The organism is Pseudomonas sp. PvP100 (assembly GCF_017833055.1).
GTDB lineage: Bacteria > Pseudomonadota > Gammaproteobacteria > Pseudomonadales > Pseudomonadaceae > Aquipseudomonas > Aquipseudomonas syringae.
On record NZ_JAFIBO010000001.1, the window covers coordinates 5,953,947 to 5,979,420 of the forward strand.

The 25,474-nt window shown below is 59.2% G+C and carries 28 protein-coding genes; 26 read left to right on the forward strand and 2 right to left on the reverse strand.

The genetic code is table 11. From position 1 onward, the window contains the following. Positions 1-37: 37 nt before the first annotated feature. The 4 genes from yajC (at position 38) to JOE39_RS26000 (ending at position 3,874) form a co-directional block, all read left to right on the forward strand. A complete protein-coding gene (gene yajC, locus JOE39_RS25985) occupies positions 38-373 on the forward strand; it encodes a preprotein translocase subunit YajC (RefSeq protein WP_002552468.1) in 336 nt (111 codons plus the stop codon). Positions 374-436: 63 nt separating this feature from the next. Beyond that, a complete protein-coding gene (gene secD / locus JOE39_RS25990) occupies positions 437-2,305 on the forward strand; it encodes a protein translocase subunit SecD (RefSeq protein ID WP_003421910.1) in 1,869 nt (622 codons plus the stop codon). Positions 2,306-2,314: 9 nt separating this feature from the next. Beyond that, the gene (gene secF / locus JOE39_RS25995) at positions 2,315-3,226 is read left to right on the forward strand and encodes a protein translocase subunit SecF (RefSeq protein WP_003314165.1); all 912 of its coding nucleotides are present in this window, start codon (positions 2,315-2,317) and stop codon (positions 3,224-3,226) included. A 108-nt stretch (positions 3,227-3,334) separates the two neighbouring features. Continuing rightward, on the forward strand, positions 3,335-3,874 hold the full coding sequence (locus JOE39_RS26000; RefSeq protein ID WP_003421912.1) for a glycine zipper 2TM domain-containing protein: 540 nt from the start codon (positions 3,335-3,337) through the stop codon (positions 3,872-3,874). Between the two features lie 66 nt (positions 3,875-3,940). On the opposite strand, the gene suhB is transcribed toward JOE39_RS26000, so the two are convergent. Next, the gene (gene suhB / locus JOE39_RS26005) at positions 3,941-4,756 is read right to left on the reverse strand and encodes an inositol-phosphate phosphatase (RefSeq protein ID WP_003314166.1); all 816 of its coding nucleotides are present in this window, start codon (positions 4,754-4,756) and stop codon (positions 3,941-3,943) included. Positions 4,757-4,971: 215 nt separating this feature from the next. Between suhB and trmJ the strand changes: the two genes are divergently transcribed. The 22 genes from trmJ to JOE39_RS26115 all read left to right on the forward strand — a co-directional run bounded on the left by trmJ (position 4,972) and on the right by JOE39_RS26115 (position 24,180). After that, entirely contained in the window at positions 4,972-5,736 is a 765-nt protein-coding gene (trmJ, locus tag JOE39_RS26010) for a tRNA (cytosine(32)/uridine(32)-2'-O)-methyltransferase TrmJ (RefSeq protein ID WP_003339760.1), read from the forward strand. Then, positions 5,736-6,512 carry a serine O-acetyltransferase gene (gene cysE / locus JOE39_RS26015; protein WP_016567376.1) on the forward strand — a complete coding sequence of 259 codons (777 nt, stop codon included), beginning with the start codon at positions 5,736-5,738 and terminating at the stop codon, positions 6,510-6,512. The genes trmJ and cysE overlap by 1 nt, the downstream gene beginning before the upstream one ends. 158 nt (positions 6,513-6,670) lie before the next feature. Then, positions 6,671-7,162 (forward strand): Fe-S cluster assembly transcriptional regulator IscR, encoded by a 492-nt coding sequence (gene iscR, locus JOE39_RS26020; protein ID WP_002552474.1) that lies wholly within the window; start codon positions 6,671-6,673, stop codon positions 7,160-7,162. Positions 7,163-7,206: 44 nt separating this feature from the next. Further along, a complete protein-coding gene (locus JOE39_RS26025) occupies positions 7,207-8,421 on the forward strand; it encodes an IscS subfamily cysteine desulfurase (protein WP_003409112.1) in 1,215 nt (404 codons plus the stop codon). Between the two features lie 81 nt (positions 8,422-8,502). Then, positions 8,503-8,889, forward strand: coding sequence for a Fe-S cluster assembly scaffold IscU (gene iscU, locus JOE39_RS26030; RefSeq protein ID WP_002552476.1), 387 nt, complete (start codon positions 8,503-8,505; stop codon positions 8,887-8,889). A gap of 71 nt (positions 8,890-8,960) precedes the next feature. Continuing rightward, on the forward strand, positions 8,961-9,284 hold the full coding sequence (gene iscA / locus JOE39_RS26035) for an iron-sulfur cluster assembly protein IscA (RefSeq protein ID WP_003314173.1): 324 nt from the start codon (positions 8,961-8,963) through the stop codon (positions 9,282-9,284). 10 nt (positions 9,285-9,294) lie between these two features. Then, the gene (hscB, locus tag JOE39_RS26040; protein ID WP_003339753.1) at positions 9,295-9,816 is read left to right on the forward strand and encodes a co-chaperone HscB; all 522 of its coding nucleotides are present in this window, start codon (positions 9,295-9,297) and stop codon (positions 9,814-9,816) included. A gap of 44 nt (positions 9,817-9,860) precedes the next feature. Next, positions 9,861-11,723, forward strand: coding sequence for a Fe-S protein assembly chaperone HscA (gene hscA / locus JOE39_RS26045; protein ID WP_004418787.1), 1,863 nt, complete (start codon positions 9,861-9,863; stop codon positions 11,721-11,723). Between the two features lie 3 nt (positions 11,724-11,726). Then, positions 11,727-12,068 carry an ISC system 2Fe-2S type ferredoxin gene (gene fdx / locus JOE39_RS26050; protein WP_003314175.1) on the forward strand — a complete coding sequence of 114 codons (342 nt, stop codon included), beginning with the start codon at positions 11,727-11,729 and terminating at the stop codon, positions 12,066-12,068. A gap of 14 nt (positions 12,069-12,082) precedes the next feature. Further along, positions 12,083-12,283 carry a Fe-S cluster assembly protein IscX gene (iscX, locus tag JOE39_RS26055; protein WP_003415412.1) on the forward strand — a complete coding sequence of 67 codons (201 nt, stop codon included), beginning with the start codon at positions 12,083-12,085 and terminating at the stop codon, positions 12,281-12,283. 96 nt (positions 12,284-12,379) lie between these two features. Then, a complete protein-coding gene (gene ndk, locus JOE39_RS26060) occupies positions 12,380-12,805 on the forward strand; it encodes a nucleoside-diphosphate kinase (RefSeq protein WP_002552482.1) in 426 nt (141 codons plus the stop codon). A 33-nt stretch (positions 12,806-12,838) separates the two neighbouring features. Continuing rightward, complete coding sequence (rlmN, locus tag JOE39_RS26065; RefSeq protein WP_003314177.1) at positions 12,839-13,987, forward strand: 23S rRNA (adenine(2503)-C(2))-methyltransferase RlmN; 1,149 nt, start codon at positions 12,839-12,841, stop codon at positions 13,985-13,987. 26 nt (positions 13,988-14,013) lie between these two features. After that, positions 14,014-14,772, forward strand: coding sequence for a type IV pilus biogenesis/stability protein PilW (gene pilW, locus JOE39_RS26070; RefSeq protein WP_004403131.1), 759 nt, complete (start codon positions 14,014-14,016; stop codon positions 14,770-14,772). Beyond that, entirely contained in the window at positions 14,772-15,776 is a 1,005-nt protein-coding gene (locus tag JOE39_RS26075) for a RodZ family helix-turn-helix domain-containing protein (RefSeq protein ID WP_024664418.1), read from the forward strand. Before pilW ends, JOE39_RS26075 begins: the two co-directional genes overlap by 1 nt. Before the next feature lie 3 nt (positions 15,777-15,779). After that, entirely contained in the window at positions 15,780-16,889 is a 1,110-nt protein-coding gene (ispG, locus tag JOE39_RS26080; protein WP_003339743.1) for a flavodoxin-dependent (E)-4-hydroxy-3-methylbut-2-enyl-diphosphate synthase, read from the forward strand. Positions 16,890-16,911: 22 nt separating this feature from the next. Beyond that, entirely contained in the window at positions 16,912-18,201 is a 1,290-nt protein-coding gene (gene hisS, locus JOE39_RS26085) for a histidine--tRNA ligase (RefSeq protein WP_003421924.1), read from the forward strand. A gap of 39 nt (positions 18,202-18,240) precedes the next feature. Beyond that, positions 18,241-18,882: a tetratricopeptide repeat protein gene (locus JOE39_RS26090; protein WP_003409121.1), complete on the forward strand. Its 642-nt coding sequence runs from the start codon at positions 18,241-18,243 to the stop codon at positions 18,880-18,882. Next, positions 18,875-20,029 (forward strand): outer membrane protein assembly factor BamB, encoded by a 1,155-nt coding sequence (gene bamB, locus JOE39_RS26095; RefSeq protein WP_024664417.1) that lies wholly within the window; start codon positions 18,875-18,877, stop codon positions 20,027-20,029. The genes JOE39_RS26090 and bamB overlap by 8 nt, the downstream gene beginning before the upstream one ends. Before the next feature lie 138 nt (positions 20,030-20,167). Then, on the forward strand, positions 20,168-21,640 hold the full coding sequence (gene der, locus JOE39_RS26100) for a ribosome biogenesis GTPase Der (protein WP_024664416.1): 1,473 nt from the start codon (positions 20,168-20,170) through the stop codon (positions 21,638-21,640). A 109-nt stretch (positions 21,641-21,749) separates the two neighbouring features. Beyond that, entirely contained in the window at positions 21,750-22,898 is a 1,149-nt protein-coding gene (locus JOE39_RS26105; protein WP_004403139.1) for a pyridoxal phosphate-dependent aminotransferase, read from the forward strand. Then, positions 22,886-23,677 carry an amidohydrolase gene (locus JOE39_RS26110; protein WP_004403140.1) on the forward strand — a complete coding sequence of 264 codons (792 nt, stop codon included), beginning with the start codon at positions 22,886-22,888 and terminating at the stop codon, positions 23,675-23,677. The genes JOE39_RS26105 and JOE39_RS26110 overlap by 13 nt, the downstream gene beginning before the upstream one ends. Before the next feature lie 59 nt (positions 23,678-23,736). Continuing rightward, positions 23,737-24,180: a FlxA-like family protein gene (locus tag JOE39_RS26115; RefSeq protein WP_024664415.1), complete on the forward strand. Its 444-nt coding sequence runs from the start codon at positions 23,737-23,739 to the stop codon at positions 24,178-24,180. Positions 24,181-24,291: 111 nt separating this feature from the next. Here the strand turns inward: JOE39_RS26115 and JOE39_RS26120 are convergent, their stop codons facing one another. Beyond that, complete coding sequence (locus JOE39_RS26120) at positions 24,292-25,161, reverse strand: oxaloacetate decarboxylase (protein ID WP_003314188.1); 870 nt, start codon at positions 25,159-25,161, stop codon at positions 24,292-24,294. Between the last annotated feature and the right edge of the window lie 313 nt (positions 25,162-25,474).

Sequence of the window (25,474 nt, forward strand, 5' to 3'; positions counted from 1 at the left end):
CCTGCTTTTTATACTAATTATGTAACTGGAGCGACAAATGAGCTTTTTCATCTCTCCCGCTTTTGCGGATGCTGCTGCACCGGCTGCCGGTCCTGCGGGCAGTGGTTTCGAGTGGATCTTCCTGGTCGGCTTCCTGGTCATCTTCTACCTGATGATCTGGCGTCCACAGGCCAAGCGCGCCAAAGAGCAGAAAAACCTGCTGGGCAACCTGCAGAAAGGCGATGAAGTTGTCACCAGTGGCGGTATCGCGGGCAAGATCAACAAAGTGACCGATGACTTCGTGGTCATCGAAGTGTCTGACACCGTTGAGCTGAAAATCCAGAAGGGCGCCATCGCGGCCACTCTGCCTAAAGGCACCCTGAAAGCGATCTGAGCAACAACTTTTTACCCATCGACGGGGCGCGCAAGGCGCCCCGCGTTTTAAGCGGGCGGCATGATGCTGAACAAATACCCTCTGTGGAAATACGTACTGATCCTGGCGGTGCTGGTGGTCGGTTTTATTTATTCCGCACCCAATCTCTACCCTGATGATTCTGCCATCCAGATCAGCGGCGCAAGCACTGCGCTGCAAGTCAATCAGGCGGACGTGGATCGTGCAGCCAAGGCGCTTGCCGATGCCGGCATCTCGGTCAAGGCTTCTTCTCTGGCCGAGAATGGCAAGGGCGGTTTGTTGCGTCTGAGCAAGCAGGAAGACCAGTTGCCAGCCAAGGATGTCGTGCGCAAGGCGTTGGGTGACGATTATGTCGTCGCACTGAACCTGGCGCGTACCACGCCGACCTGGTTGCGTAAGCTGGGTGCAAGCCCGATGAAGCTCGGCCTCGACCTGTCCGGCGGCGTGCACTTCCTGCTGGAAGTCGACATGGACAAGGCGATCGATGCACGTCTGAAAGTCTACGAAGGCGAAGTCAAATCCCTGTTGCGCAAGGAAAAGGTGCGTTATCGCAGTCTGCCGCAGCTGGGCAATGTGATTCAGCTGGGCTTCACCGACGACGCAGAGCGTGAACAGGCGCGTGCACTGGTACGCAAGACCTTTACCGATTTCGAAATCACGCCTGCCGAGCTGAACGGTATCCCGGTGCTGCGCATGGCGTTGACGCCGGCCAAGCTGGCCGAGATTCGCGAATACTCGATCAAGCAGAACCTGACCACCGTGCGTAACCGGGTCAACGAGCTGGGTGTTGCCGAGCCGCTGGTTCAGCGCCAGGGTGCCAACCGCATCGTGGTCGAGTTGCCGGGTGTGCAGGACACGGCCGAAGCCAAGCGTATTCTGGGCAAGACCGCCAACCTCGAATTCCGTCTGGGTGCAGGCCCGGATGATTCGAAAGGCACTACCGAGATGTTCGAATTCCGCGAAGGCGGTCGTCCGGCAGCGGCGGTGGAGCGTGGTCTGATCATTACCGGTGATCAGGTGACTGACGCCAAGGCCAGCTTCGACGAGCATGGTCGTCCACAGGTGAACATCAACCTCGATGGTCACGGTGGCGAACTGATGAGCCGTGCAACCCGCAGCAATGTGGGACGCAGCATGGCGGTGATCTTCATCGAACAGCGTCCGACCACCACCTACACCAAACAGATGGTCAACGGCGTCGAAAAAGACGTGCCGGTCCAGACCTTCAAGGAAGACAAGAAAATCATCAGCCTGGCGACCATTCAGTCGCCACTGGGCAGTCAGTTCCGGATTACCGGTCTGAATGGTCAGGGTGAGTCTTCCGAGCTGGCGCTGCTGTTGCGTGCCGGTGGTCTGGCGGCGCCGATGTACTTCGCTGAAGAGCGCACCATCGGTCCTAGCCTGGGTGCCGACAACATCACCAAGGGTATCGACGCATCCCTGTGGGGCATGCTGTTCGTCTCGCTGTTCATCATGGCGATCTACCGCTTCTTCGGTCTGATCGCGACCGTGGCACTGGCCCTGAACATGGTCATGCTGCTGGCACTGATGTCCTTGCTGGGGGCCACACTGACCCTGCCGGGTATCGCCGGTATCGTGTTGACCATGGGTATGGCGGTGGACGCCAACGTGCTGATCTTCTCGCGGATTCGTGAAGAGATCGCCAACGGCATGACGGTTCAGCGTGCTATCAACGAAGGTTTCGATCGTGCCTACACGGCGATCCTCGACGCCAACCTGACGACGCTGCTGGTCGGCGGCATTCTCTTTGCGATGGGCACCGGCCCGGTCAAAGGGTTTGCGGTGACCATGTCGCTCGGGATCTTTACCTCGATGTTCACGGCCATCATGGTGACCCGCGCTATGGTCAACCTGATCTACGGCGGTCGTGACTTCAAGAAGTTGTGGATTTAAGGGGCTGCCATGTTACGTACCATCAACTTCATGGGCGTTCGCAATGTTGCGTTCGCCATCACGATGCTCCTTACCGCACTGGCGTTGTTCAGCTGGTTCCATAAAGGGCTCAACTTTGGTCTGGACTTCACCGGCGGTACGCTCATCGAGCTGACCTACGAACGTCCCGCCGACCTCGGCAAGGTCCGTCAGGAGCTGGTTTCGGCGGGCTATCACGAAGCCGTTGTACAGAGCTTCGGCGCTACCACTGACCTTTTGGTGCGCATGCCGGGTGAAGACCCGCAACTGGGCACTCAGGTTGCCGAGGCGCTGCGCAAGGCCGGTGCCGATAACCCGGCAGTGGTCAAGCGTGTCGAGTTCGTCGGCCCGCAGGTCGGTGAAGAGCTGCGCGATCAGGGCGGCCTCGGCATGCTGATGGCGCTGGGCGGTGTTCTGATCTACCTGGCATTCCGCTTCCAGTGGAAATTCGCAGTCGGGGCGATCATCTCGCTGATCCACGACGTGGTGGTGACGATGGGTATCCTGTCGTTCTTCCAGATCACCTTCGACCTGACGGTGTTGGCGGCGGTGCTGGCGATCATCGGTTACTCGCTGAACGACACCATCGTGGTCTTCGACCGGGTACGTGAAAACTTCCGCCTGCTGCGCAAGGCTTCGCTGATCGAGAACATCAACATCTCCACCACGCAGACGCTGCTGCGCACCATTGCCACCTCGGTTTCGACCCTGTTGGCGATCGTGGCATTGTGGGTGTTTGGCGGCGACAGCCTGGAAGGCTTCTCCATCGCGTTGTTCATCGGTGTACTGGCGGGTACCTACTCGTCCATCTACATCGCCAACGTAGTGCTGATCTGGCTGAACCTGACCACCGAGGATTTGATTCCTCCAGTGGTCGTCGAGAAGGCTGACGACCTCCCGTAGGTCCGGCCATCATAAAAAAGGCGCGAGTGCTGAACTCGCGCCTTTTTTTATGCTCCAAGGCTAGGCATTGCGCAGCCATGCTGCGTTTCGATTGGTCAGGAGGTTCAAGTGAACAAGTCTATGCTTGTTGGTGCTGTGTTAGGTGCTGCTGTCGTGACTGCTGGCGGCGCCGTTGCCACCTATAGCCTGGTCAAGGGTGGTCCTGAGTATGCGGATGTATTGGCGGTAGAGCCGATCAACCAGCAGATCAAAACCCCCCGTGAAGTTTGCAAGGACGTAACCGTTACCCGTCAGGCGCCGGTCAAGGACCAGCATCAGATCGTCGGTAGCGTTATTGGCGCGGTTGCCGGTGGTTTGCTCGGCAATCAGGTTGGTGGTGGTAATGGCAAGAAAATCGCAACGGTCGCAGGCGCGCTCGGCGGTGGTTATGCCGGTAACAAGGTTCAGGAAGGCATGCAGGAGCGTGACACCTACACCACTACGCAGAACCGCTGCACAACGGTCAACGATGTGAGCGACAAGGTTGTGGGCTACAACGTCAAATACAAGTTGAACGAGAAAGTGGGTCAGGTTCGTATGGAGCGTGATCCGGGTAGCCAGATTCCGGTCGACAAGAACGGTCAGCTGATATTGGGTCAGGCGCAGTAACGCCAGCCGCTGGGCTTCACAAGACATAAAAAAACCGGCTTGCGCCGGTTTTTTTATGCCTGCAGCTTAACGCTTGAGTGAAGCTGGCAGGTGCGGTGCGATCGCGGTCAGTACCGCCTTGAAGCACTTGGTGTTGCCAGCAACGATGTGGCCTTTCTCAAGGAAGTCGTGACCACCGGTGAAATCGCTGACCAAACCGCCTGCTTCCTGAATCAGCAGGGCGCCTGCAGCCATGTCCCACTCGGACAGGCCTGACTCCCAGAACGCATCGAAGCGGCCGGCAGCGACATAAGCCAGGTCGAGGCTCGCAGCGCCTGCACGGCGGATGCCGGCGGTCTGGCCTACCAGGCTGCGGAACATGCCCAGGTAGTTCTCGATGTTGTCCATCTGGTTGTCACGAAACGGGAAGCCGGTGCCGAGCAGGGCGCCTTCCAGGCTCTTGCGCTGGCTGACGCGCAGACGGCGACCGTTCAAGGCTGCGCCACGACCACGGCTGGCGGTGAATTCTTCTTGGCGGACCGGGTCGAGAACCACGGCGTGCTCGAGGCGGCCGCGGTATTTGCAGGCGATGCTGACGGCAAAGTGCGGGATGCCGCGAACGAAGTTGGTGGTGCCGTCCAGTGGGTCGATGATCCACAGGTAGTCAGTACCCTCGCCGCTGCCTTCGTGCAGGCCGCTTTCTTCGCCGAGAATGCCGTGAGTCGGGTAGGCCTTGCGCAGAGCGGTGATGATGCTCTGCTCGGCAGCGCGGTCGATCTCTGTGACGTAGTCTTTGGCTTCTTTTTCGTCAACCTTGATGGTATCCAGGCGCTCGATGGAGCGGAAAATCAATTCGCTGGCGCTGCGGGCGGCGCGCAGCGCGATATTCAGCATGGGCTGCATGGATAATTCACCTAAGGTTGTTAAAGAGAGCCGGGCATTCTATGGGCTGATTCGAATTATTTCCAGCCTTGCGTTGTTACGGTTGTCGGGTTCGTGTGTGTTTTTTTGCGTCCGGTGCGGTCGCTTCTGCGGTTGCGCTCCGCACAGCTTCATAGCGTTAGCCGAGCCGTTTCTGTAAGATTTGCCCCCCTAATTCGTGTCAGTGAGCGTTCGCTTTGTTGCAGAACATTCGTGTTGTCCTGGTCGGCACTACCCATCCCGGAAATATCGGCGGGGCTGCTCGCGCCATGAAAAACATGGGGCTTTCGCGTCTGGTGCTGGTTGATCCGCGCATTTTCCCTTCGCCCGATGCCGATGCGCGTGCGTCCGGGGCTACCGACATTCTCGAGGGCGCGCAGGTGGTGGCGACCCTTGAAGAAGCGCTGGTCGGCTGCCGTCTGGTGCTGGGCACCAGCGCGCGGGATCGAAGCCTGCCGTGGCCTATGCTGGATCCGCGTGCCTCGGGTGAAAAAGTCATCGAGCAGGCCGGCGAGGGTGCCGAGGTGGCGCTGGTGTTCGGTCGCGAACATGCGGGCCTGACCAACGAAGAGCTGCAGCGCTGCCACTTCCATGTGCACATCCCGTCAGACCCTGCGTTTAGCTCGCTCAATCTGGCGGCTGCCGTACAGGTGCTCAGTTATGAGGTGCGCGTGGCCTGGCTGGCTGCCACGGAGCAGGGCGAGGCTTCCAGGCCTGCGTCGGCGCACAATGCCGAGCTGGCGACGATGGACGAAATGGAAGGTTTCTATACCCATCTTGAGGCCACGCTTGTGGCCATCGGCTTTCTTGATCCGGAAAAGCCGCGGCATCTGATGGCCCGGCTGCGCAGGCTATACGGGCGTAGCGAAGTCGAGCGATCCGAGCTGAGTATTCTGCGCGGTGTGCTCACCGAAACCCAGAAAGCCGCACGTGGTGAACCCTACAAGCGAAAGGATCAGTGATGTTCGAGCGTCTGCGAGAAGACATTCAAAGCGTATTCCACCGCGATCCTGCGGCGCGCAATGCCTTTGAAGTCCTGACCTGCTATCCGGGGATGCACGCCATCTGGCTGCACCGCTTCGCCCATATCCTGTGGCGCACCGGCTGGAAATGGCCGGCGCGTGTGGTGTCGAACTTCGGCCGCTGGATGACCGGTATCGAGATCCATCCAGGTGCGCGTATAGGTCGCCGTTTTTTCATCGATCACGGTATGGGCATCGTGATCGGTGAAACCGCCGAGATCGGCAATGACGTCACCCTCTACCAGGGCGTGACCTTGGGTGGCACCAGCTGGAATGCCGGCAAGCGCCATCCGACGCTGGAAGATGGTGTAGTGGTCGGGGCGGGTGCCAAGGTGCTCGGGCCATTCACGGTGGGGGCGGGCGCCAAGATCGGCTCCAATGCAGTGGTCACCAAGGCTGTGCCTGCGGGCGCAACCGCAGTGGGCATCCCGGGGCGGATCATCGTCAAGTCGGACGACGAGGTTGAGGCCAGGCGCAAAGCCATGGCCGAGAAGCTCGGCTTTGATGCCTACGGTGTCAGTGCAGATATGCCTGATCCGGTCGCGCGCGCCATTGGCCAGTTGCTTGACCATTTGCAGGCTGTCGACGGTCGTCTTGAAGGCATGTGTGATGCGCTCGGCAGGCTTGGCAGCGACTACCGCGCCAAGGAGCTGCCGGAGCTGCGCGATGAGGTATTCGACTGCGTGAAAGACCGTCAGGACGACAGGGTCGGCTAGGTATTGCAGCGGGCGAGCGCGTGCCATTACGCCGCACCTTTGCTATGATGCAGCCCGCACTTTTCGCTAATCCCGACTGTTTTACTTGGTCTAATAGTTGACTCTTTTACTCGGGAATAGCATACTCGCTCTCATTCCGAACCTCTGCGGTATACGCCATGCGACTGACTACTAAAGGCCGATACGCTGTAACAGCCATGCTTGACCTGGCGTTGCATGCGCAGAACGGGCCAGTGTCTCTGGCCGACATCTCCGAGCGGCAGGGTATTTCCCTGTCCTACCTCGAGCAGCTGTTCGCCAAGCTGCGTCGCGGCAATCTGGTTTCCAGTGTTCGTGGTCCGGGTGGTGGTTACCAGCTGTCGCGCGACATGAAAGGCATCCAGGTTGCTCAGGTTGTCGATGCAGTCAATGAATCGGTCGATGCTACGCGGTGTCAGGGTCTGGGCGATTGCCACGCTGGCGATACCTGCCTGACCCATCACTTGTGGTGCGACCTGAGCCAGCAGATTCACGAATTTCTAAGCGGTATCAGCTTGGCGGATCTTGTCACTCGCCGTGAGGTACAAGAAGTCGCTCAGCGCCAGGATATGCGCCGTGGTCATAACCACATGTCGCAACTGGGTAAGATCGAAACGTCCGCCGTCGAATGAACGCAGATGAATGAGCGGTGCGCCTGCCTGATAGGAGAGCTTCAATGAAATTGCCAATTTACCTCGACTACTCCGCGACGACCCCGGTCGATCCGCGTGTCGCGCAGAAAATGATCGATTGCCTGACCGTCGAAGGAAACTTCGGCAACCCGGCCTCGCGCTCCCACGTCTTTGGCTGGAAAGCCGAAGAAGCGGTCGAGAATGCACGTCGTCAGGTCGCTGATCTGGTCAGCGCCGATCCGCGCGAAATCGTCTGGACCTCGGGTGCTACCGAATCCAACAACCTGGCTATCAAGGGTGTTGCGCATTTCTACGCCAGCAAAGGCAAGCACCTGATCACCTCCAAGGTTGAACACAAGGCTGTCCTCGATACCACTCGCCAGCTGGAACGCGAAGGTTTCGAAGTGACCTATATCGAGCCGGGTGAAGACGGTCTGATCACGCCTTCCATGATTGAGGCGGCACTGCGCGACGACACCATTCTGGTTTCGATCATGCATGTGAACAACGAGATCGGCACCATCAACGATATCGCCGCGATCGGTGAACTGACCCGCTCGCGCGGTGTGCTGTTCCACGTCGATGGCGCGCAGTCGACCGGCAAGGTTGAAATCGATCTGGCCAGCCTCAAGGTTGACCTGATGTCGTTCTCTGCACACAAGACCTACGGCCCTAAAGGCATCGGCGCACTCTACGTCAGCCGCAAGCCTCGTGTTCGCCTTGAAGCGACCATGCACGGCGGTGGTCATGAGCGGGGCATGCGTTCCGGCACCCTGGCGACTCACCAGATCGTCGGCATGGGCGAAGCATTCCGTATCGCCAAAGAAGAAATGGCTGCTGAAAACGTGCGCATCAAGGCACTCAGCGATCGTTTCTTCAAGCAGGTCGAAAATCTGGAAGAGCTGTACGTCAACGGCAGCCTGACTGCCCGCGTACCGCACAACCTGAACCTGAGCTTCAACTACGTCGAAGGCGAGTCGCTGATCATGGCGCTCAAGGATCTGGCGGTATCGTCCGGTTCGGCCTGTACCTCGGCGTCGCTTGAGCCTTCGTACGTGCTGCGTGCCCTGGGTCGCAACGATGAGCTGGCACACAGCTCGATTCGTTTCACCTTCGGCCGCTTCAGCACCGAAGAAGAAATCGATTACGCCGCGCAGAAGGTTTGCGAGGCGGTTACCCGGCTGCGCACACTGTCGCCGCTGTGGGACATGTTCAAAGACGGCGTCGACATCTCCAAGATCGAGTGGGCGGCGCACTAATTTAAAGTCGCCTCCAATACAGGTCATGGGCAATTGCGCGTGACCTGCAGAGCGGCTTCCTGATGTGAGAGGAATAGAATCATGGCTTACAGCGAAAAGGTCATCGACCACTACGAAAATCCACGTAACGTCGGCAAGATGAACGCGGAAGATCCTGATGTGGGCACCGGCATGGTCGGCGCTCCTGCGTGCGGCGACGTGATGCGCCTGCAGATCAAGGTCAACGAGCAGGGCGTTATCGAAGACGCCAAGTTCAAGACCTACGGCTGTGGTTCGGCCATTGCGTCCAGCTCCCTGGCGACCGAGTGGATGAAAGGCAAGACTCTGGACGAAGCAGAGACCATCAAGAACACTCAACTGGCTGAAGAGCTGGCACTGCCGCCAGTGAAGATTCACTGCTCGGTACTCGCTGAAGACGCCATCAAGGCGGCCGTTCGCGACTACAAGCAGAAGAAAGGTCTGCTGTAAGCAGGCTTTTCAACAGAAGCTTGCGACAGAGTTAACTGCAACAGGCTAATGCAACAGGCTAAGGAGTTCCGATGGCTATCAGCATGACAGAAGCTGCCGCTAACCACGTACGACGTTCCCTCGAGGGGCGCGGCAAGGGTGACGGCGTTCGTCTGGGTGTTCGCACCACAGGCTGTTCAGGTCTTGCCTATGTGCTCGAGTTCGTCGATGAGGCGGCCAGCGAAGACACCGTGTTTGAACTGCACGGCGTCAAGGTGATCATTGACCCGAAAAGTCTGGTCTATCTGGATGGCACTGAGCTCGATTTCGTGCGCGAAGGGTTGAACGAAGGCTTCAAGTTCAACAATCCCAACTCGCGCGGTGAGTGCGGCTGTGGCGAAAGCTTCAACGTCTGAGGCTTTTATTGTGGGTACTCCCTGTCACTTCGCCCTGTTCGACCTCAAGCCCGAGTTTCAGCTTGATCTTGACCAGTTGGCCACGCGTTACCGTGAGCTTGCGCGCAACGTGCATCCGGATCGTTTTGCGGATGCCCCCGAGCGTGAACAGCGTGTGGCGCTGGAGCGCTCGGCCAGTCTCAACGAGGCCTATCAGACCCTGAAAAGCCCGCCGAAAAGGGCGCGTTATCTGCTGGCAATGAACGGCAACGAAGTGCCGCTCGAAGTCACGGTGCATGATCCCGAGTTTCTTCTGCAGCAGATGCAATTGCGCGAAGATCTCGAGGACTTGCAGGACGAGGCCGATCTGGCCGGCGTTGCGACCTTCAAGCGTCAGCTCAAGATCGCTCAGGACGAACTGAACCAGAGCTTCGCAGCCTGTTGGAATGATGCTGCACAACGCGAGCACGCTGAAAAGCTGATGCGGCGTATGCAGTTTCTCGACAAGCTCTCTCACGAAGTGCGCCAGTTAGAAGAGCGCCTCGACGATTAACCCCGCGCGGCTTCTGCCGCGCGCCAGTGATTATTCTGAACAGCATGGCTTTACTGCAGATCGCCGAACCCGGCCTGAGTCCTCAACCGCACCAGCGTCGTCTGGCTGTGGGTATCGACCTGGGCACTACCAATTCTCTGGTCGCTGCAGTACGCAGCGGCCTGTCCGAACCGCTGGCCGATGCAGAGGGGCAGGTCATTCTGCCTTCTGCCGTGCGCTATCACGCTGATCGTGTCGAAGTAGGGCAGTCAGCGAAGATCGCCGCCTCCCAGGACCCGTTCAATACCGTTCTTTCGGTCAAGCGTCTCATGGGTCGTGGTCTGACCGACGTCAAGCAACTGGGCGAGCAGCTGCCGTACCGGTTCGTCGGCGGTGAGTCGCACATGCCGTTCATCGACACCGTGCAGGGGCCGAAAAGCCCGGTCGAAGTGTCTGCCGACATCCTCAAGGTCCTGCGCCAGCGCGCAGAAGCCTCGCTGGGTGGCGAGCTGGTAGGCGCGGTGATCACCGTTCCTGCCTACTTCGATGATGCTCAGCGTCAGGCGACCAAGGACGCTGCCAGACTGGCGGGCCTCAATGTACTGCGGCTGCTCAATGAGCCTACGGCTGCGGCGGTCGCCTACGGCCTGGATCAAAAGGCCGAAGGCGTGGTTGCCATCTACGACCTGGGCGGCGGGACCTTCGACATCTCTATCCTGCGCCTGACCGGTGGTGTGTTTGAAGTACTGGCCACTGGCGGCGATACCGCTCTGGGTGGCGATGACTTCGATCATGCGATAGCCAGCTGGATTGTCGCTGATGCCGGTCTGTCTGCCGATATCGACCCTTCTGCGCAACGCAGCCTGCTGCAGGCTGCCTGCTCGGCCAAGGAAGCGCTGACTGACGCCGAGTCTGTCGAGGTCGCCTACGGTGAGTGGCGTGGCACACTGACTCGCGAAGCACTCAATGCGCTGATCGAACCTATGGTTGCGCGCAGTCTCAAGGCCTGTCGCCGAGCAGTACGTGATACCGGTATCGAGCTTGAAGAAGTCGAGGCGGTGGTCATGGTCGGCGGTTCGACCCGTGTTCCACGAGTGCGCGAAGCGGTGGCCGAGCTGTTCGGTCGTCAGCCGTTGACCGAGATCGACCCGGATCAAGTGGTGGCCATCGGGGCTGCGATCCAGGCCGATACTCTGGCCGGCAACAAGCGTGACGGTGGCGAACTGCTGCTCCTCGATGTGATTCCGCTCTCGCTGGGGCTGGAAACCATGGGCGGGCTGATGGAGAAGGTCATTCCGCGCAACACCACCATTCCTGTGGCACGTGGTCAGGAATTCACCACGTACAAGGATGGCCAGACGGCCATGAAGATTCATGTCCTGCAGGGCGAGCGTGAATTGATCAGCGACTGTCGTTCGCTGGCGCGCTTCGAACTGCGTGGCATCCCGCCGATGGTCGCGGGTGCGGCAAAGATTCGTGTCACCTTCCAGGTCGATGCAGACGGTTTGCTCAGCGTTTCGGCGCGTGAAATGGGCTCGGGTATTGAGTCGAGCATTCAGGTCAAGCCGTCCTACGGGCTGACCGATGACGAGGTCACTCGCATGCTCAAGGATTCCTTCGAGTATGCCGGCGACGACAAGGTCGCTCGTGTGCTGCGTGAGCATCAGGTTGATGCCGAGCGCCTGCTCGAAGCTGTTCAGGGTGCCCTGGACGCCGATGGCGAGCGTCTTCTCGACGAAGAAGAGCGCCTGGTTATCAACCTGCAGATGGACGAACTCCGTGAACTGATGCAAGGCACCGATGGTTATGCCATCGAGCAGCAGACCAAGCGTCTGTCGCAGGTGACCGATGCATTTGCTGCCCGACGCCTCGATTCGACGGTAAAAGCCGCACTGGCCGGGCGCAACTTGAATGAGATTGAGGAATAACTGATGCCGCAGGTGATTTTTCTGCCCCACGCCGAGCATTGCCCGGACGGGCTGGTTGTAGAAGTGGAGCCTGGCACGTCTATTCTCGACATTGCCCACGAGCACCACATCGAGATTGAAAGCGCCTGTGGTGGCGTATGTGCCTGCACCACCTGCCATTGCGTCATTCGCGAAGGGTTCAATTCGCTGAATGAAGCCGATGAGCTGGAAGAAGACATGCTCGACAAGGCGTGGGGGCTGGAGCCGCAGTCGCGTCTGTCCTGCCAGGCCATTGTCGGCAACGAAGACCTCACGGTCGAAATACCCAAGTATTCGCTCAACCACGCCGCTGAAGCGCCGCACTGATTCAAGGATTGCTCATGAGTCTCAAATGGGTTGATGTGCAGGAAATCGCCATCCAGCTGGCTGAAAGCCACCCGGAAGTAAATCCGCTCACCGTGAGCTTCCCCAGGTTACGTGGTCTGGTCATGGCCTTGCCTGAATTCGATGACCACCCGGACCGCAGCGGGGAAAAGGTCCTGGAAGCGATCCAGACATTGTGGATCGAAGAGCTGGATTGACGTTCAGTAACGCGCGCAGTTAGGCAATACACCAGAACCCGCGTATAATTCGCGGGTTTAATTTTTCGCTTCAATCACTGCTTCTGGAGTTTCACCATGGCTGTTCAACGTACTTTCTCCATCATCAAGCCTGACGCCGTTGCCAAGAACGTAATCGGCGAGATCACCACTCGTTTCGAAAAAGCCGGTCTGCGCGTTGTCGCTTCCAAGCTGAAGCAACTGTCCAAGGCCGAAGCTGAAGGTTTCTACGCTGAGCACAGCGCTCGCGGTTTCTTCGGCGACCTGGTTGCTTTCATGATCTCCGGTCCGGTTGTCGTTCAGGTTCTGGAAGGCGAAAACGCTATCGCTCTGAACCGTGAGCTGATGGGCGCTACCAACCCTAAAGAAGCTGCTGCCGGCACCATCCGTGCTGATTTCGCTGATTCCATCGACGCCAACGCTGTTCACGGCTCCGATTCCGAAGCAGCCGCCGCTCGCGAAATCTCGTACTTCTTCGCAGCTACCGAAGTAACCGCTCGCTAAGTCATTTTTGACTGACGAGTGAAGGGTGAATTCATGATTGCATCGACTGGTAAAACCAACCTGCTGGGGCTGACTCAACAGGAAATGGAGAAATTCTTCGACTCTATCGGGGAGAAGCGCTTCCGTGCCGGTCAGGTCATGAAGTGGATTCACCACTTCGGCGTCGACGATTTCGACGCGATGACGAACGTCAGCAAGGCCTTGCGCGAAAAGCTCAAGGCCTGTGCTGAAGTTCGCGGTCCTGAAGTGGTCAGCGAGGACATCTCCAGCGACGGCACCCGTAAATGGGTGGTGCGCGTAGAGTCCGGCAGCTGTGTCGAGACCGTCTATATTCCGCAGGGCAAGCGCGGCACCTTGTGTGTTTCGTCCCAGGCGGGCTGTGCTCTGGATTGCAGTTTCTGCTCCACGGGCAAGCAAGGCTTCAACAGCAACCTCACCGCCGCCGAAGTCATCGGTCAGGTGTGGATTGCCAACAAATCCTTTGGCAGCGTCCCGGCGACCGTCGACCGTGCCATCACCAACGTGGTGATGATGGGCATGGGTGAGCCGCTGCTGAACTTCGACAATGTCATTGCCGCCATGCATCTGATGATGGATGACCTGGGGTATGGCATTTCCAAACGCCGGGTGACCTTGTCCACTTCCGGTGTGGTACCGATGATCGATGAGCTTTCCAAGCACATCGACGTATCCCTGGCCTTGTCGCTGCACGCACCTAACGATGCGCTGCGCAACCAGTTGGTGCCGCTCAACAAGAAATACCCGTTGAAAGTGCTTCTCGAGTCCTGCCGTCGCTACATGTCCAGTCTGGGCGAAAAACGTGTGCTCACCATCGAGTACACCATGCTCAAGGACATCAACGACAAGGTAGAGCACGCGGTCGAGATGATCGAACTGCTCAAGGACACGCCATGCAAGATCAACCTGATCCCGTTCAACCCGTTTCCGCATTCCGGTTACGAGCGTCCCAGCAATAACGCGATACGTCGTTTTCAGGACCTGTTGCATCAGGCCGGTTATAACGTCACTGTGCGTACCACACGTGGTGAGGACATCGATGCTGCATGCGGCCAATTGGTCGGGCAGGTGATGGACCGCACACGTCGTAGCGAACGCTATATAGCCGTGCGTGAGTTGAGCGCCGAGGCCGATGCGGCCCCTGTCGCGGTGACTCGAACCTGACTGCGAACCTGATCGAGAGAGACTCCATGCCTGTGCGTGCCTCGCTGCTGCTCTGTGTTGTCGTTTTGCTGACAGCGTGCGTATCCACCGGCAATGTCAACCCGCTGACGACGGCCCAGGGGCGCGAGGAAGCGCGCAAGGCTTACGTGCAACTGGGGCTGGGTTATTTTCAGCAGGGCCAGACCGAGCGAGCCAAGGTTCCGCTGAAAAAGGCGCTGGAACTCGACAACTCGGATGCGCAGGCCAACGCCGCGCTGGCCCTGGTGTTCCAGACAGAGATGGAGCCAGAGCTGGCCGAGCAGTACTTTCGCAAGGCGTTGGCCGCCAGCAATAACGAAACACGTATCGTCAACAATTACGGCAGTTTTCTGTTCGAACAAAAGCGTTACAAGGAAGCCTACGAGCGTTTTGAACAGGCGGCTGCCGACAACCTGTATCCTGAGCGGTCACGGGTTTTTGAAAGCCTGGGCATGACCTCGCTGAAACTGGGCAACCGCGAGCAGGCTCGCGAGCATTTTACCAAGGCATTGCGCCTGGACCGTCAGTTGCCGTTATCCTTGCTGGAGATGGCTCAGTTGTCCTACGAAGACAAGCAATATGTGCCGGCGCGTGACTATTACGACCGTTTTAGCCAGCTCAGCGAGCAAAATGCACGTAGTCTATTGCTCGGTACTCGGCTGGCGAAGATATATGATGATCGTAACAAGGCGGCCAGCTTTGGCCTGCTGTTGAAAAGACTCTATCCCGGTACGCCGGAATATCAGCAATACCTGTCGGAGCAATGATGAAAGCGGCGCATCCCGAAGTTGTAGCAACCAATCGCGTGAATCCTGGAGAAACCCTGCGCCAGGCCCGCGAGAGCAGGAGCTGGTCGCTGCCAGATGTGGCCTTGAGACTCAATCTCACCGTGACCTCCCTGACCAATCTGGAGAACGGCCAGTTTGAAAAGCTGCCTGGGCATACGTTTGCCCGGGGCTACGTGCGTGCCTACGCCAAACTGCTTGAGCTTGATCAGGCGGCGCTGGTCGAACAGTTCGACCAGTTCACCGGCACTGACGGTAAAGGCAGTTCGGTTCATGCGCTGGGCCGTATCGAAGAGCCGGTCAGGCTGTCGCACAACATTCTGCGTATCGTCAGCCTGCTGTTGCTGGTGATTCTGGTCGGCGGTGGTTTCTTCTGGTGGCAGGATCAGGCGACCTTGCGCGGCAAGGATCAGTCCGGGCTGAACATGGAGCACGTCGAAGTCGAAAGCGCTGACGGCACCACGCAGATTCACCCGCTTGACGAACCGGACGAGCCTGCTGTGGCTGAAACGCCTGCCTCCGGGCAAACTTCCTTGCCGTTGAATACCGGTGCGCCTGCCAGTGAGGCGCCAGCTGCTGCGCCTGCGGCACCGGCTTCCAGCGTTACAGGTCACGCAACCGCCCAACCACAGACACCTGCTGCCGCTACGCCACCGGCGAGCGCGCCTCAAGCCCCCGTTGCTGCGCCGAACGTGCCGTCGATGCCGACTGCACCTGCCGAGCAACCAGCGCCTGTCGTGGCGGGTGCCGGTCAGGTGACCGTACAGTTCGTTGCCGACTGCTGGACCCAGGTCACTGACGGGAACGGCAAGGTGCTGGTCAGCGGCCTCAAGCGCAAGGGCGAGAGTCTGGATGTCAACGGCAAGCCGCCGTTGACCCTGCGTCTGGGTTACGCGCGCGGTGCGCAGGTCAGCTACAACGGTCAGCCTGTGGATGTGGCACCTTTTACCAGCGGCGAAACTGCTCGCCTGAAGCTAGGGCAATAAGTCATGCACGGCGAATCTCCAATCAAGCGTCGCGAATCCCGGAAAATATGGGTCGGTTCCGTACCGGTCGGCGGTGATGCGCCGATCGCGGTGCAGAGCATGACCAACAGTGATACCAACGATGTCGCCGCTACCGTGGCACAGATCAATCGTCTCGAAGCGGCAGGTGTCGACATCGTGCGTGTTTCGGTGCCGGACATGGACGCTGCCGAAGCATTCGGCCGCATCAAGCAACTGGTCAAGGTGCCGCTGGTCGCCGACATTCACTTCGATCACCGCATCGCCTTGCGTGTGGCGGAGCTGGGCGTCGATTGTCTGCGTATCAACCCGGGCAATATCGGTCGTGAAGACCGTGTGCGGGCCGTGGTCGATGCTGCGCGTGATCGCGGCATCCCGATCCGCATCGGCGTCAATGCCGGTTCGCTGGAAAAAGACCTGCAGAAGAAGTACGGCGAGCCCACGCCAGAGGCCCTGGTAGAGTCTGCGCTGCGCCATGTCGAGCATCTGGAACGCCTGAACTTTCAGGACTTCAAGGTCAGCGTCAAGGCTTCCGATGTGTTCATGGCGGTCGCTGCCTATCGACTGCTGGCCAAGGAAATTGTTCAGCCGCTGCACCTGGGCATCACCGAAGCCGGTGGCTTGCGTTCGGGTACGGTGAAATCGGCTGTCGGTCTCGGTATGCTGCTTGCCGAAGGAATTGGCGATACTATCCGCATCTCGCTGGCGGCTGACCCGGTCGAGGAAGTGAAGGTCGGGTACGACATTCTCAAATCGTTGCGCCTTCGTTCGCGTGGAATCAACTTCATCGCCTGCCCGAGCTGCTCGCGGCAGAACTTCGATGTGGTCAAGACCATGAACGAGCTTGAAGGTCGACTCGAGGATTTGCTGGTTCCGCTCGATGTCGCGGTCATCGGTTGTGTGGTCAACGGTCCGGGCGAAGCCAAAGAGGCGCATATCGGCCTGACCGGTGGCACGCCGAACCTGATCTACATCGACGGCAAACCCGCGCAGAAACTGACCAATGACAATCTCGTGAATGAGCTGGAACGCTTGATTCGCGAGAAAGCGGCTGAAAAAGCCGAAGCCGACGCCTCGGTCATCGTGCGCGGCTAACCCGGATTGCTAAGGATTTTCTGTGAGTAAGTCTCTACAAGCCATTCGTGGCATGAACGACATTCTGCCCGAGCAGACGCCGCTGTGGCGTCACTTCGAAGGCACTGTTGCCCGTTTGCTGGATAACTACGGTTACCGGCAGATTCGTATGCCTATCGTCGAATTCACCGAGCTGTTCAAGCGCTCCATCGGTGAAGTGACTGATATCGTCGAGAAAGAGATGTACACCTTCGCCGACCGCAACGGCGACTCTCTGACCCTGCGCCCTGAAGGCACTGCCGCGTGCGTGCGTGCAGTCCTCGAGCACGGCATCACTGGCGGCGGCCAGGTTCAGAAACTGTGGTACATCGGTCCGATGTTCCGTCACGAGCGTCCGCAGAAAGGCCGTTATCGTCAGTTTCACCAGATCGGTGTCGAGGTCTTCAACCTGGACGGTCCGGATATCGATGCCGAACTGATCGTCATGACCTGGCGCCTGTGGGGCCTGCTGGGCATTCGCAACGCCGTCAAGCTCGAGCTGAACAGCCTGGGCACCAGCGAGGCGCGTGCTCGTTATCGCGATGCGCTGGTCGAATACCTCTCGGCACGTCTCGACCAACTGGACGAAGACAGCCAGCGCCGCCTGAAAACCAACCCGCTGCGCGTGCTGGACACCAAGCACCCTGAAACCCAGGCTGTGCTGGTCGATGCGCCGAAGCTGGCGGACTACCTGGATGACGAATCCCGCGTTCACTTCGAAGGCCTGAAGGCCCGTCTGGACGCCGCCGGTATTCCTTATGTGATCAATCCCAAGCTGGTGCGTGGCCTGGATTACTACAGCAAGACCGTTTTCGAGTGGGTCACCGATCAACTCGGTGCCCAGGGTACGGTCTGTGCGGGCGGTCGTTACGACGGTCTGGTCGAGCAGATGGGCGGCAAGCCTACTGCAGGCGTCGGTTTCGCGATGGGCATCGAGCGACTGGTTCTGCTGCTCGAAACCCTTGAGCAGGTGCCGGAAGAAATTGCCCGTCAGGTCGATGTCTACCTGTGCGCATTCGGCGAAGCGGCTGAGCTGGCCGCACTGGCACTTACCGAAAAGGTCCGTGATCAGTTGCCGACCCTGCGCTTGCAGGTCAACGCCGGTGCCGGCAGCTTCAAGAGCCAGTTCAAGAAAGCCGACAAGAGCGGTGCGCTGTACGCGCTGATCCTCGGCGAAGAAGAACTGGCGGCGAAGGTCATTGGCGTCAAACCCCTGCGTGGCCAGGGTGAACAACAAAATATTGCCTGGGATGCTCTGTCAGAGCACCTGGCCTCCTGCGTCGTGCAGGGTTGAAGCTGATTTAACAGCCGTTTAGCGAATAGGAGTATTGGGGTGTCGGGTACCGAAGATGAAGAGCTGGCGGTAATGAAGGACTGGTGGCAGCGCAACGGCAAACCTCTGTTGACCGGCGGTCTGCTGGCGCTGGTCGTGGTTCTGGGTTGGCAGTTCTGGCACAGGTATCAGGCCAGCCAGTCGCAAGGCGCCTCGATGCTTTATCAGCAATTGCTGGAAACCGCACTGACGCCCAGTGGCCAGGCAGACACCGCACGTGTCGCCGAGATCTCCGGCAAACTGAAAAGCGAATTCGGTGGCACTACGTACGCACAGTTCGGTAGCCTGTTCGTCGCCAAGGTGGCGGTCGACGCCGGCAAGCTGGATGATGCTGCAGCCGAGCTGAAACCCGTGGCCGACAAACCTGCCAACGACACGCTGGGCGAGATTGCCCGTCAGCGTCTGGCACGCGTGCTGGCTGCGCAGAACAAGACCGATGACGCGCTGAAGCTGCTCGACGGCGATGCCGACAAGGCTTTCCTCGCCAGTCGTGAAGAACTCAAGGGTGACCTGCTGGTACAGCTGGGTCGTACCGACGAGGCGTATGCTGCATACCAAAAGGCCAAATCTGCTCTGTCCGAAGACGCAGCAGTGGGTGGCCTGCAAATGAAGCTCGACGATCTGGCGAAAGGGGATGCGTGACGTGATTCGTTGGAAACATGCAGCATTGCTGGCTCTGGCCATTCTGGCCGCGGGTTGCAGCAGCAACAGCAAAAAGGAATTGCCTCCGGCCGAGCTGACTGACTTCAAAGAAGAAGTGGTTTTGCAAAAGCAGTGGAGCCGTTCCGTTGGCGACGGTCAGGGCAAGACTTACAACATGCTCGTGCCGGCCATTGATGGCGACCGCATCTATGCGGCTGACGTCACGGGCGAAGTCGTGTCGCTGGACCGTCTGACCGGCGACGTGATCTGGAAGAAAGATCTCGACCTGCCCGTTTCCGGCGCAGTCGGCGTGGGTTATGGCCTGGTAATGATCGGCACCCTCAAGGGTGAAGTGATTGCCATGGACGCCACGTCCGGTGAGGAAAAGTGGCGCGCTCGTGTCACCAGCGAAGTGCTGGCTCCGCCTGCCACCAACGGTTCTGTGGTCGTTGTCCAGACTCAGGATGACCGCATCGTCGGTTTCGACGCTTCGACCGGTTCGCAGCTCTGGATCTACGAAAGTACTCCAGCGGTGCTGACCCTGCGCGGCACTGGTGCTCCGCTGGCAACCAACCGTCTTGCCGTAGCGGGTCTGTCGACCGGCAAGGTCGTCGCGCTGGATATCACCAACGGCGTGCCGGTCTGGGAACAGCGCGTTGCCATCCCGCAAGGTCGCTCGGAACTGGATCGTGTCGTCGATATCGACGGCGGCCTGCTGCTGTCCGGCGGTACGCTGTACGTCGCTACCTATCAGGGTCGCGTCGCCGGTCTCGATCTGGAAAGCGGTCGTGTGCTCTGGCAGCGTGATGCTTCGAGCTACTCGGGTGTCGCCCAGGGCTTTGGCAGCGTCTATGCCACTCTGGCCTCCGGCACTGTCGAAGGCATCGACGAGCGTTCGTCCTCTGCACTGTGGAGCAACGAATCACTGGCTCGCCGCCAGCTCGGCGCGCCGGAAGTGTATTCCAGCTACGTAGCGGTCGGTGACATGGAAGGCTACCTGCACCTGTTGAGCCAGGTGGACGGTCGTTTTGTCGGTCGCGAACGTATCGACAGCGACGGCCTGCGTGCGCGTCCGCTGGTGGTTGGGGACATGATTTACGTGTATGGCAACAGCGGCAAACTGGAAGCCCTGACCATCAAGCAATAAGTGTCCATGCCCGGGGCCATTGGCCTCGGGTGCCCTTGCTTCGGCAAGGCTGCGGTGCCTTTGTGGCATCGCCCCGAACTCCGGCCGCTGCCCTGCAGCGGCTTTTGTATTTTCTGAAATAACGAAGTGGAGAGCCGCATGGTTCCCGTAATCGCCCTGGTGGGTCGACCGAACGTCGGCAAGTCCACCATGTTCAACCGCCTGACCAGGACTCGCGACGCCATTGTCGGCGATCTGTCCGGTCTTACCCGTGATCGCCAATACGGAGAGGCGAAGTGGCAAGGGCGCTCCTATATTCTGATCGACACCGGCGGTATCTCCGGTGACGAGCATGGCATGGACGAAAAGATGGCCGAGCAGTCGCTGCTGGCCATTGAAGAAGCCGATGTGGTGCTGTTTCTGGTGGACGCCCGTGCGGGCTACACCGCTGCTGATCAGATGATTGGTGAGCACCTGCGCAAGCGCAACAAGCGTTCCTACGTGGTTGCCAACAAGATCGACAACATCGACGAGAACCTGGCGCGTGCCGAGTTCAGCCCGATGGGTCTGGGCGACGCCATTCCGGTGGCCGGTGCCCATGGCCGTGGCATCTCGCAGATGCTCGAAATCGCCCTGCGGGAATTCCCCAGGGACGAGGACGAGCCTGAAGAGGGCGCTGAGGTCGAGGAAGTCGCCGAAGGTCAGGAAGCCAAGCGCATCCCCGGCCCGAGCGAGAAAGACGGCATCAAGATCGCCATCATCGGTCGTCCCAACGTCGGCAAGTCGACGCTGGTCAACCGCATGCTGGGTGAAGACCGGGTTATCGTCTATGACGAGCCAGGCACCACGCGTGACAGTATCTACATTCCCTTCGAGCGTAACGAAGAGAAGTACACGCTGATCGACACCGCCGGTGTGCGTAAGCGCGGCAAGATCCACGAGGAAGTCGAAAAGTTCTCGGTGGTCAAGACGCTGCAGGCCATCAAGGACGCCAACGTGGTGATCTTTGTGATGGACGCCCGCGAAGGTGTGGTCGACCATGACCTGAACCTGCTGGGCTTCGCCCTTGAAGCGGGTCGTGCGCTGGTCATCGCGCTGAACAAGTGGGACGGCATGACGCCTGGCGAACGCGATTTCGTGAAGATCGAGCTGGAACGCCGCTTGTTCTTCGTCGACTTCGCCGACATCCACTTCATCTCCGCGCTGCACGGCACGGGCGTGGGCAACCTGTATCAGTCGGTACAGAACTCGTTCAAGTCCGCGGTCACACGCTGGCCAACCAGCCGCCTGACGCAGATTCTCGAAGATGCGGTCAGCGAGCATGCACCACCGATGGTCGGCAGCCGCCGCATCAAGCTGCGCTACGCCCACTTGGGTGGTGCCAACCCGCCGCTGATCGTGATCCACGGTAACCAGGTCGAGAAGGTACCCAAGTCCTACGTCCGCTACCTGGAAAACACCTATCGGCGTGTACTCAAACTGGTCGGTACGCCGATCCGTATCGAGTTCAAGGGCGGCGAGAACCCATATGAAGGCAACAAGAACACGCTCACCGACCGTCAGGTCAACAAGAAGCGTCGAATGATGTCGCACCACAAGAAGGCCGACAAGAAGCGCCGCGACAAGCGCTGAGTCAGCATCGGGAAAAAGGCGCTTCGGCGCCTTTTTTTGTGGTCGTTTAATGGGCTATCCTGCTTGACCCGTGCCGCCCGGTGCCGGGAGATTGCAGGGAAAGGGTTCCATGATCGACAGCAAGTTGCCCAACGTGGGCACCACTATCTTCACCGTCATGTCACAGCTGGCCGCCGAAACCGGGGCTATCAACCTGTCCCAGGGGTTTCCCGATTTTGACGGGCCGCAGGCGCTGCGTGATGCGGTCTGCCGACATGTCACCCAAGGCCACAACCAATACTCCCCGATGACCGGGCTGCCTGCGCTTCGTCAGCAAGTCGCGGCAAAGATCGCCCGCAGCTATGGGCGTACGGTCAATCCGGACAGCGAAATCACCATCACGCCGGGTGCCACGCAGGCGATTTTCTGCGCGATCCACAGCGTGATTCGCGCCGGCGACGAAGTGATCATTTTCGACCCTTGCTATGACAGCTACGAGCCCGCCGTCGAACTGGCCGGTGGGCGCTGCGTCCATGTGCAACTGGGGCTGGATGACTTCGCCATCGACTGGCAAAAGCTGAGCGATGCACTGAGCCCGCGTACCCGCATGATCGTCATCAACAGCCCGCACAACCCCAGCGGCGCGTTGATCAGCCGTGCAGAGCTCGATCGGCTGGCCGCGCTGATCGCGGATCGTGATATCTACCTGCTCAGCGATGAGGTCTACGAACACCTGGTGTTTGACGGCGCGCGCCATGTCAGCGTGCTTGATCACGAAGCGTTGTATCAGCGCGCCTTCGTCGTCAGCTCGTTCGGCAAGACCTATCACGTCACAGGCTGGAAAACCGGTTACGTGGTCGCGCCGCCTGCGCTGACCTCCGAGCTGCGCAAGGTGCACCAATACGTGAGCTTCTGCGGTGTCACGCCGTTGCAGTACGCGTTGGCCGACTTCATGGCCGAACACCCGGAGCATGTCGACGAGCTGCCAGGCTTCTATCAGGCCAAGCGCGACTTTTTCTGTGGTCATCTGGCTGAGTCGCGTTTCAGCTTCCGGCCGGTGGGCGGGACTTATTTCCAGTTGGTCGATTACTCGCAGATCAGGCCCGACCTCAACGATGTCGACATGGCCTTGTGGATGACCCGCGAGCATGGCGTGGCGAGCATTCCGATTTCTGTGTTCTACCAGAGCCCTCCAGCAGGCCAGCGCCTGATCCGCCTGTGCTTCGCCAAACAGGAAGAGACGCTGCGTCTGGCGGCGGAGAAACTATGCGCGATATAAGCGGGCTGCCAAACCTCAACCTCGCGCTGATCCAGACCACGCTGGCGTGGCATGATCGCGAGGCCAATCTCGAGCATTTCGAGCCATTGCTGGATCAGGCGCGCGGCGCGGACCTGGTGATCCTGCCAGAGATGTTCACCACCGGGTTCTCGATGGAGTCCGAGGCCCTGTCAGAACCGGAGGCCGGGCCTACATCGGTATGGCTATTGGCTCAGGCCAAGCGTATCGACGCCGTGGTGACCGGCAGCGTCATGATGCGCGCGGCCGATGGTAGTCATCGCAATCGCCTGCTGTGGGCGCGACCGGATGGTGAGCTGCTGCATTACGACAAGCGTCATCTGTTTCGCATGGCCGGTGAACACCAGCACTACACGCCGGGCGATCGCCAGGTGATGTTTGAACTCAACGGCTGGCGCGTACGGCCGCTGATCTGCTACGACCTGCGCTTTCCGGTCTGGAGCCGTGACGCTCAGGACACCGACCTGTTGCTGTACACCGCCAACTGGCCGGGTGCTCGGCGCCTGCACTGGAACCGCCTGCTGCCTGCCAGAGCCATTGAAAACCTGTGCTATGTGGCGGCAGTCAATCGCGTTGGGTCGGACGGCAAGGGCTTTGCGTACACCGGTGACAGTCAGGTCCTGGATTTCCAGGGCGAGAGCCTGTTGAGCGTGGGCGAAGCGGACGGGGTGTTCAAGGCGACGCTTGGCGCGGCAGACTTGCATGCCTACCGCACACGGTTTCCAGCGGGGCTGGATGCTGATTCGTTTAATATTGAATAAAAGTACTTCAGAATGTTTCAAGTCGGTCGATAGCTGTTCCAGACCTCCAGGAGACCGTTATGACTATTATCAACACCTCCACGCTGAACAGTTACACAAGCTCGTTGACCTTAGCGATCAAACCTACTGACGCTGAAACAGCCAAGGCCGCGACTGCTGCTACCACGACTACTGAAACAGAGAAAAGCTCTGATCAGGCGTCCACCGAAGGTGGCAAGGCCGGTGCGGCGGGTGGTGGTGGCAGCGTGGGTGGTTCCAGCGAATCGTCGCTCAATCAGACCATCGAACAGATAAAGCAGCAGATCAAGGACGCTCAGAAGCAACTCGCCGAGCAGAAGGCGCAGTTGGCTGCTGCTCAAAGCGGTAACGGCTCAGCGGAAGAAAAGGCTCAGAAATCCATGGCGATTCAGGGCCAGATCGCGACCATCAGCGCCAACCTGCAGACGTTGCAGGCCTCGTTGCTGCAGCTGGAAACCGGTGGCGGTGTAAACACCACCGCGTGATATCGCCTGCTTTGCGTCCGAAGTGACGCTCATCATGCCCGCGCACAGTGTTGCGCGGGCATCCAGCTGCTTGCGCCCCTGATCAGGTGGCGCAGCGTCCAGTGTTGCCTGTCACTCGTTGACGTTCATGAACTTGCGGGCCCACTCTACGTAGTCTTCAGGCTGCGTATAGGTGTGGGTCAGTTCGGTCGCGCTCATGTTCGATTCGCTGCCCAGGATCTGACGCTGCTCGCGCAGGCAGTCATAGGTGGCCTTGATCGCAGCGAAGTACGCCGCGTGACCATGCACGCAGACCCTCACGCCCATCTCGGCAAGACGCGCGTTGTCGTGCAGTTCCGGGTTGCCGTACGTCACCAGCATCAGCGGCACGGTCACGCCTTCGGATATCTGCGCCAGGTGATCGAAGTCACGAATGCCGACGATGGTAATACCGTCAGCCCCGGCAGCCTGGTACTGCTGAACCCGGCTGATGGCTTCCTGAACCGGAATGATTGCCGCGTTGGTGCGAGCGAAAATCGACATCTCCGGATCGACACGCGCTTCCAGCGCTGCGCGGATCTTGCCAACACCTTCTGCAGTGGAAATCAGGTCAGTGGATTTGCGTCCGAACTGCGCCGGCAGCAGGGTATCTTCGATCGTCAGTGCAGAAATACCGGCACGTTCCAGTTCGACAACGGTGCGCATGACGTTAAGGGCATTGCCGTAACCATGGTCTGCGTCCGCGATGACCGGGAGCTGTGCGACGCGGCCGATACGCGTGGCCTGTTCGACGAATTCGCTCAGGGTGATCAGGGCGAAGTCAGGGGCTGCCAGAACTTGCAGCGACGCCACGGAGCCGCCGAGGATGCCTACTTCAAAGCCCAGGTCCGCTGCGATTCGCGCTGACATGGGGTCGAACACCGAGGCTGTGTGAAAGCAAGCGTTCGACGAGGTGAGCGCACGGAAGCTGCGGCGCAAATCTTGATGGGAAGCCTTGGGCATAATCGCTCCAAATGTGATTGGATCAGCTCAGCGTACCGAGGCCGATGGTAATTTCAATGCACGGCGGGTCTGCCCGAGCATTCTTTTCGTCCGGAAATCAATGCAATAGTCGTCTTGGTTTTATAGGAAAGGTGCAGCTGGCAGGTAAGTCCGAGCAGGCATCGTCAGCATATGAATTGCTGTTGGATTGGGCGCGCTCTGGAGTAAGGGCAGCATGCTACCACAGCATAAATGAAAAAGATTATGCCGAAACAGGCAGGGTCATGCGCGGAATGCAAGACGCTGGCGCAGCGTGAGGCGGGGAGGGAAGAGT

Bases quoted from the DNA above. Each gene is read 5' to 3' on its own strand.
- iscU (WP_002552476.1), top strand. From the start codon at position 8,503: ATGGCTTACAGCGAAAAGGTCATCGACCACTACGAAAATCCACGTAAC.
- iscA (WP_003314173.1), top strand. From the start codon at position 8,961: ATGGCTATCAGCATGACAGAAGCTGCCGCTAACCACGTACGACGTTCC.
- ispG (WP_003339743.1), top strand. From the start codon at position 15,780: ATGCACGGCGAATCTCCAATCAAGCGTCGCGAATCCCGGAAAATATGG.
- iscR (WP_002552474.1), top strand. From the start codon at position 6,671: ATGCGACTGACTACTAAAGGCCGATACGCTGTAACAGCCATGCTTGAC.
- secF (WP_003314165.1), top strand. From the start codon at position 2,315: ATGTTACGTACCATCAACTTCATGGGCGTTCGCAATGTTGCGTTCGCC.
- JOE39_RS26110 (WP_004403140.1), top strand. From the start codon at position 22,886: ATGCGCGATATAAGCGGGCTGCCAAACCTCAACCTCGCGCTGATCCAG.
- hscA (WP_004418787.1), top strand. From the start codon at position 9,861: ATGGCTTTACTGCAGATCGCCGAACCCGGCCTGAGTCCTCAACCGCAC.
- cysE (WP_016567376.1), top strand. From the start codon at position 5,736: ATGTTCGAGCGTCTGCGAGAAGACATTCAAAGCGTATTCCACCGCGAT.
- JOE39_RS26115 (WP_024664415.1), top strand. From the start codon at position 23,737: ATGACTATTATCAACACCTCCACGCTGAACAGTTACACAAGCTCGTTG.
- ndk (WP_002552482.1), top strand. From the start codon at position 12,380: ATGGCTGTTCAACGTACTTTCTCCATCATCAAGCCTGACGCCGTTGCC.
- suhB (WP_003314166.1), bottom strand. From the start codon at position 4,756: ATGCAGCCCATGCTGAATATCGCGCTGCGCGCCGCCCGCAGCGCCAGC.
- secD (WP_003421910.1), top strand. From the start codon at position 437: ATGCTGAACAAATACCCTCTGTGGAAATACGTACTGATCCTGGCGGTG.
- pilW (WP_004403131.1), top strand. From the start codon at position 14,014: ATGCCTGTGCGTGCCTCGCTGCTGCTCTGTGTTGTCGTTTTGCTGACA.
- fdx (WP_003314175.1), top strand. From the start codon at position 11,727: ATGCCGCAGGTGATTTTTCTGCCCCACGCCGAGCATTGCCCGGACGGG.
- JOE39_RS26075 (WP_024664418.1), top strand. From the start codon at position 14,772: ATGAAAGCGGCGCATCCCGAAGTTGTAGCAACCAATCGCGTGAATCCT.
- yajC (WP_002552468.1), top strand. From the start codon at position 38: ATGAGCTTTTTCATCTCTCCCGCTTTTGCGGATGCTGCTGCACCGGCT.
- JOE39_RS26025 (WP_003409112.1), top strand. From the start codon at position 7,207: ATGAAATTGCCAATTTACCTCGACTACTCCGCGACGACCCCGGTCGAT.
- iscX (WP_003415412.1), top strand. From the start codon at position 12,083: ATGAGTCTCAAATGGGTTGATGTGCAGGAAATCGCCATCCAGCTGGCT.
- rlmN (WP_003314177.1), top strand. From the start codon at position 12,839: ATGATTGCATCGACTGGTAAAACCAACCTGCTGGGGCTGACTCAACAG.
- JOE39_RS26120 (WP_003314188.1), bottom strand. From the start codon at position 25,161: ATGCCCAAGGCTTCCCATCAAGATTTGCGCCGCAGCTTCCGTGCGCTC.
- bamB (WP_024664417.1), top strand. From the start codon at position 18,875: ATGCGTGACGTGATTCGTTGGAAACATGCAGCATTGCTGGCTCTGGCC.
- der (WP_024664416.1), top strand. From the start codon at position 20,168: ATGGTTCCCGTAATCGCCCTGGTGGGTCGACCGAACGTCGGCAAGTCC.
- JOE39_RS26105 (WP_004403139.1), top strand. From the start codon at position 21,750: ATGATCGACAGCAAGTTGCCCAACGTGGGCACCACTATCTTCACCGTC.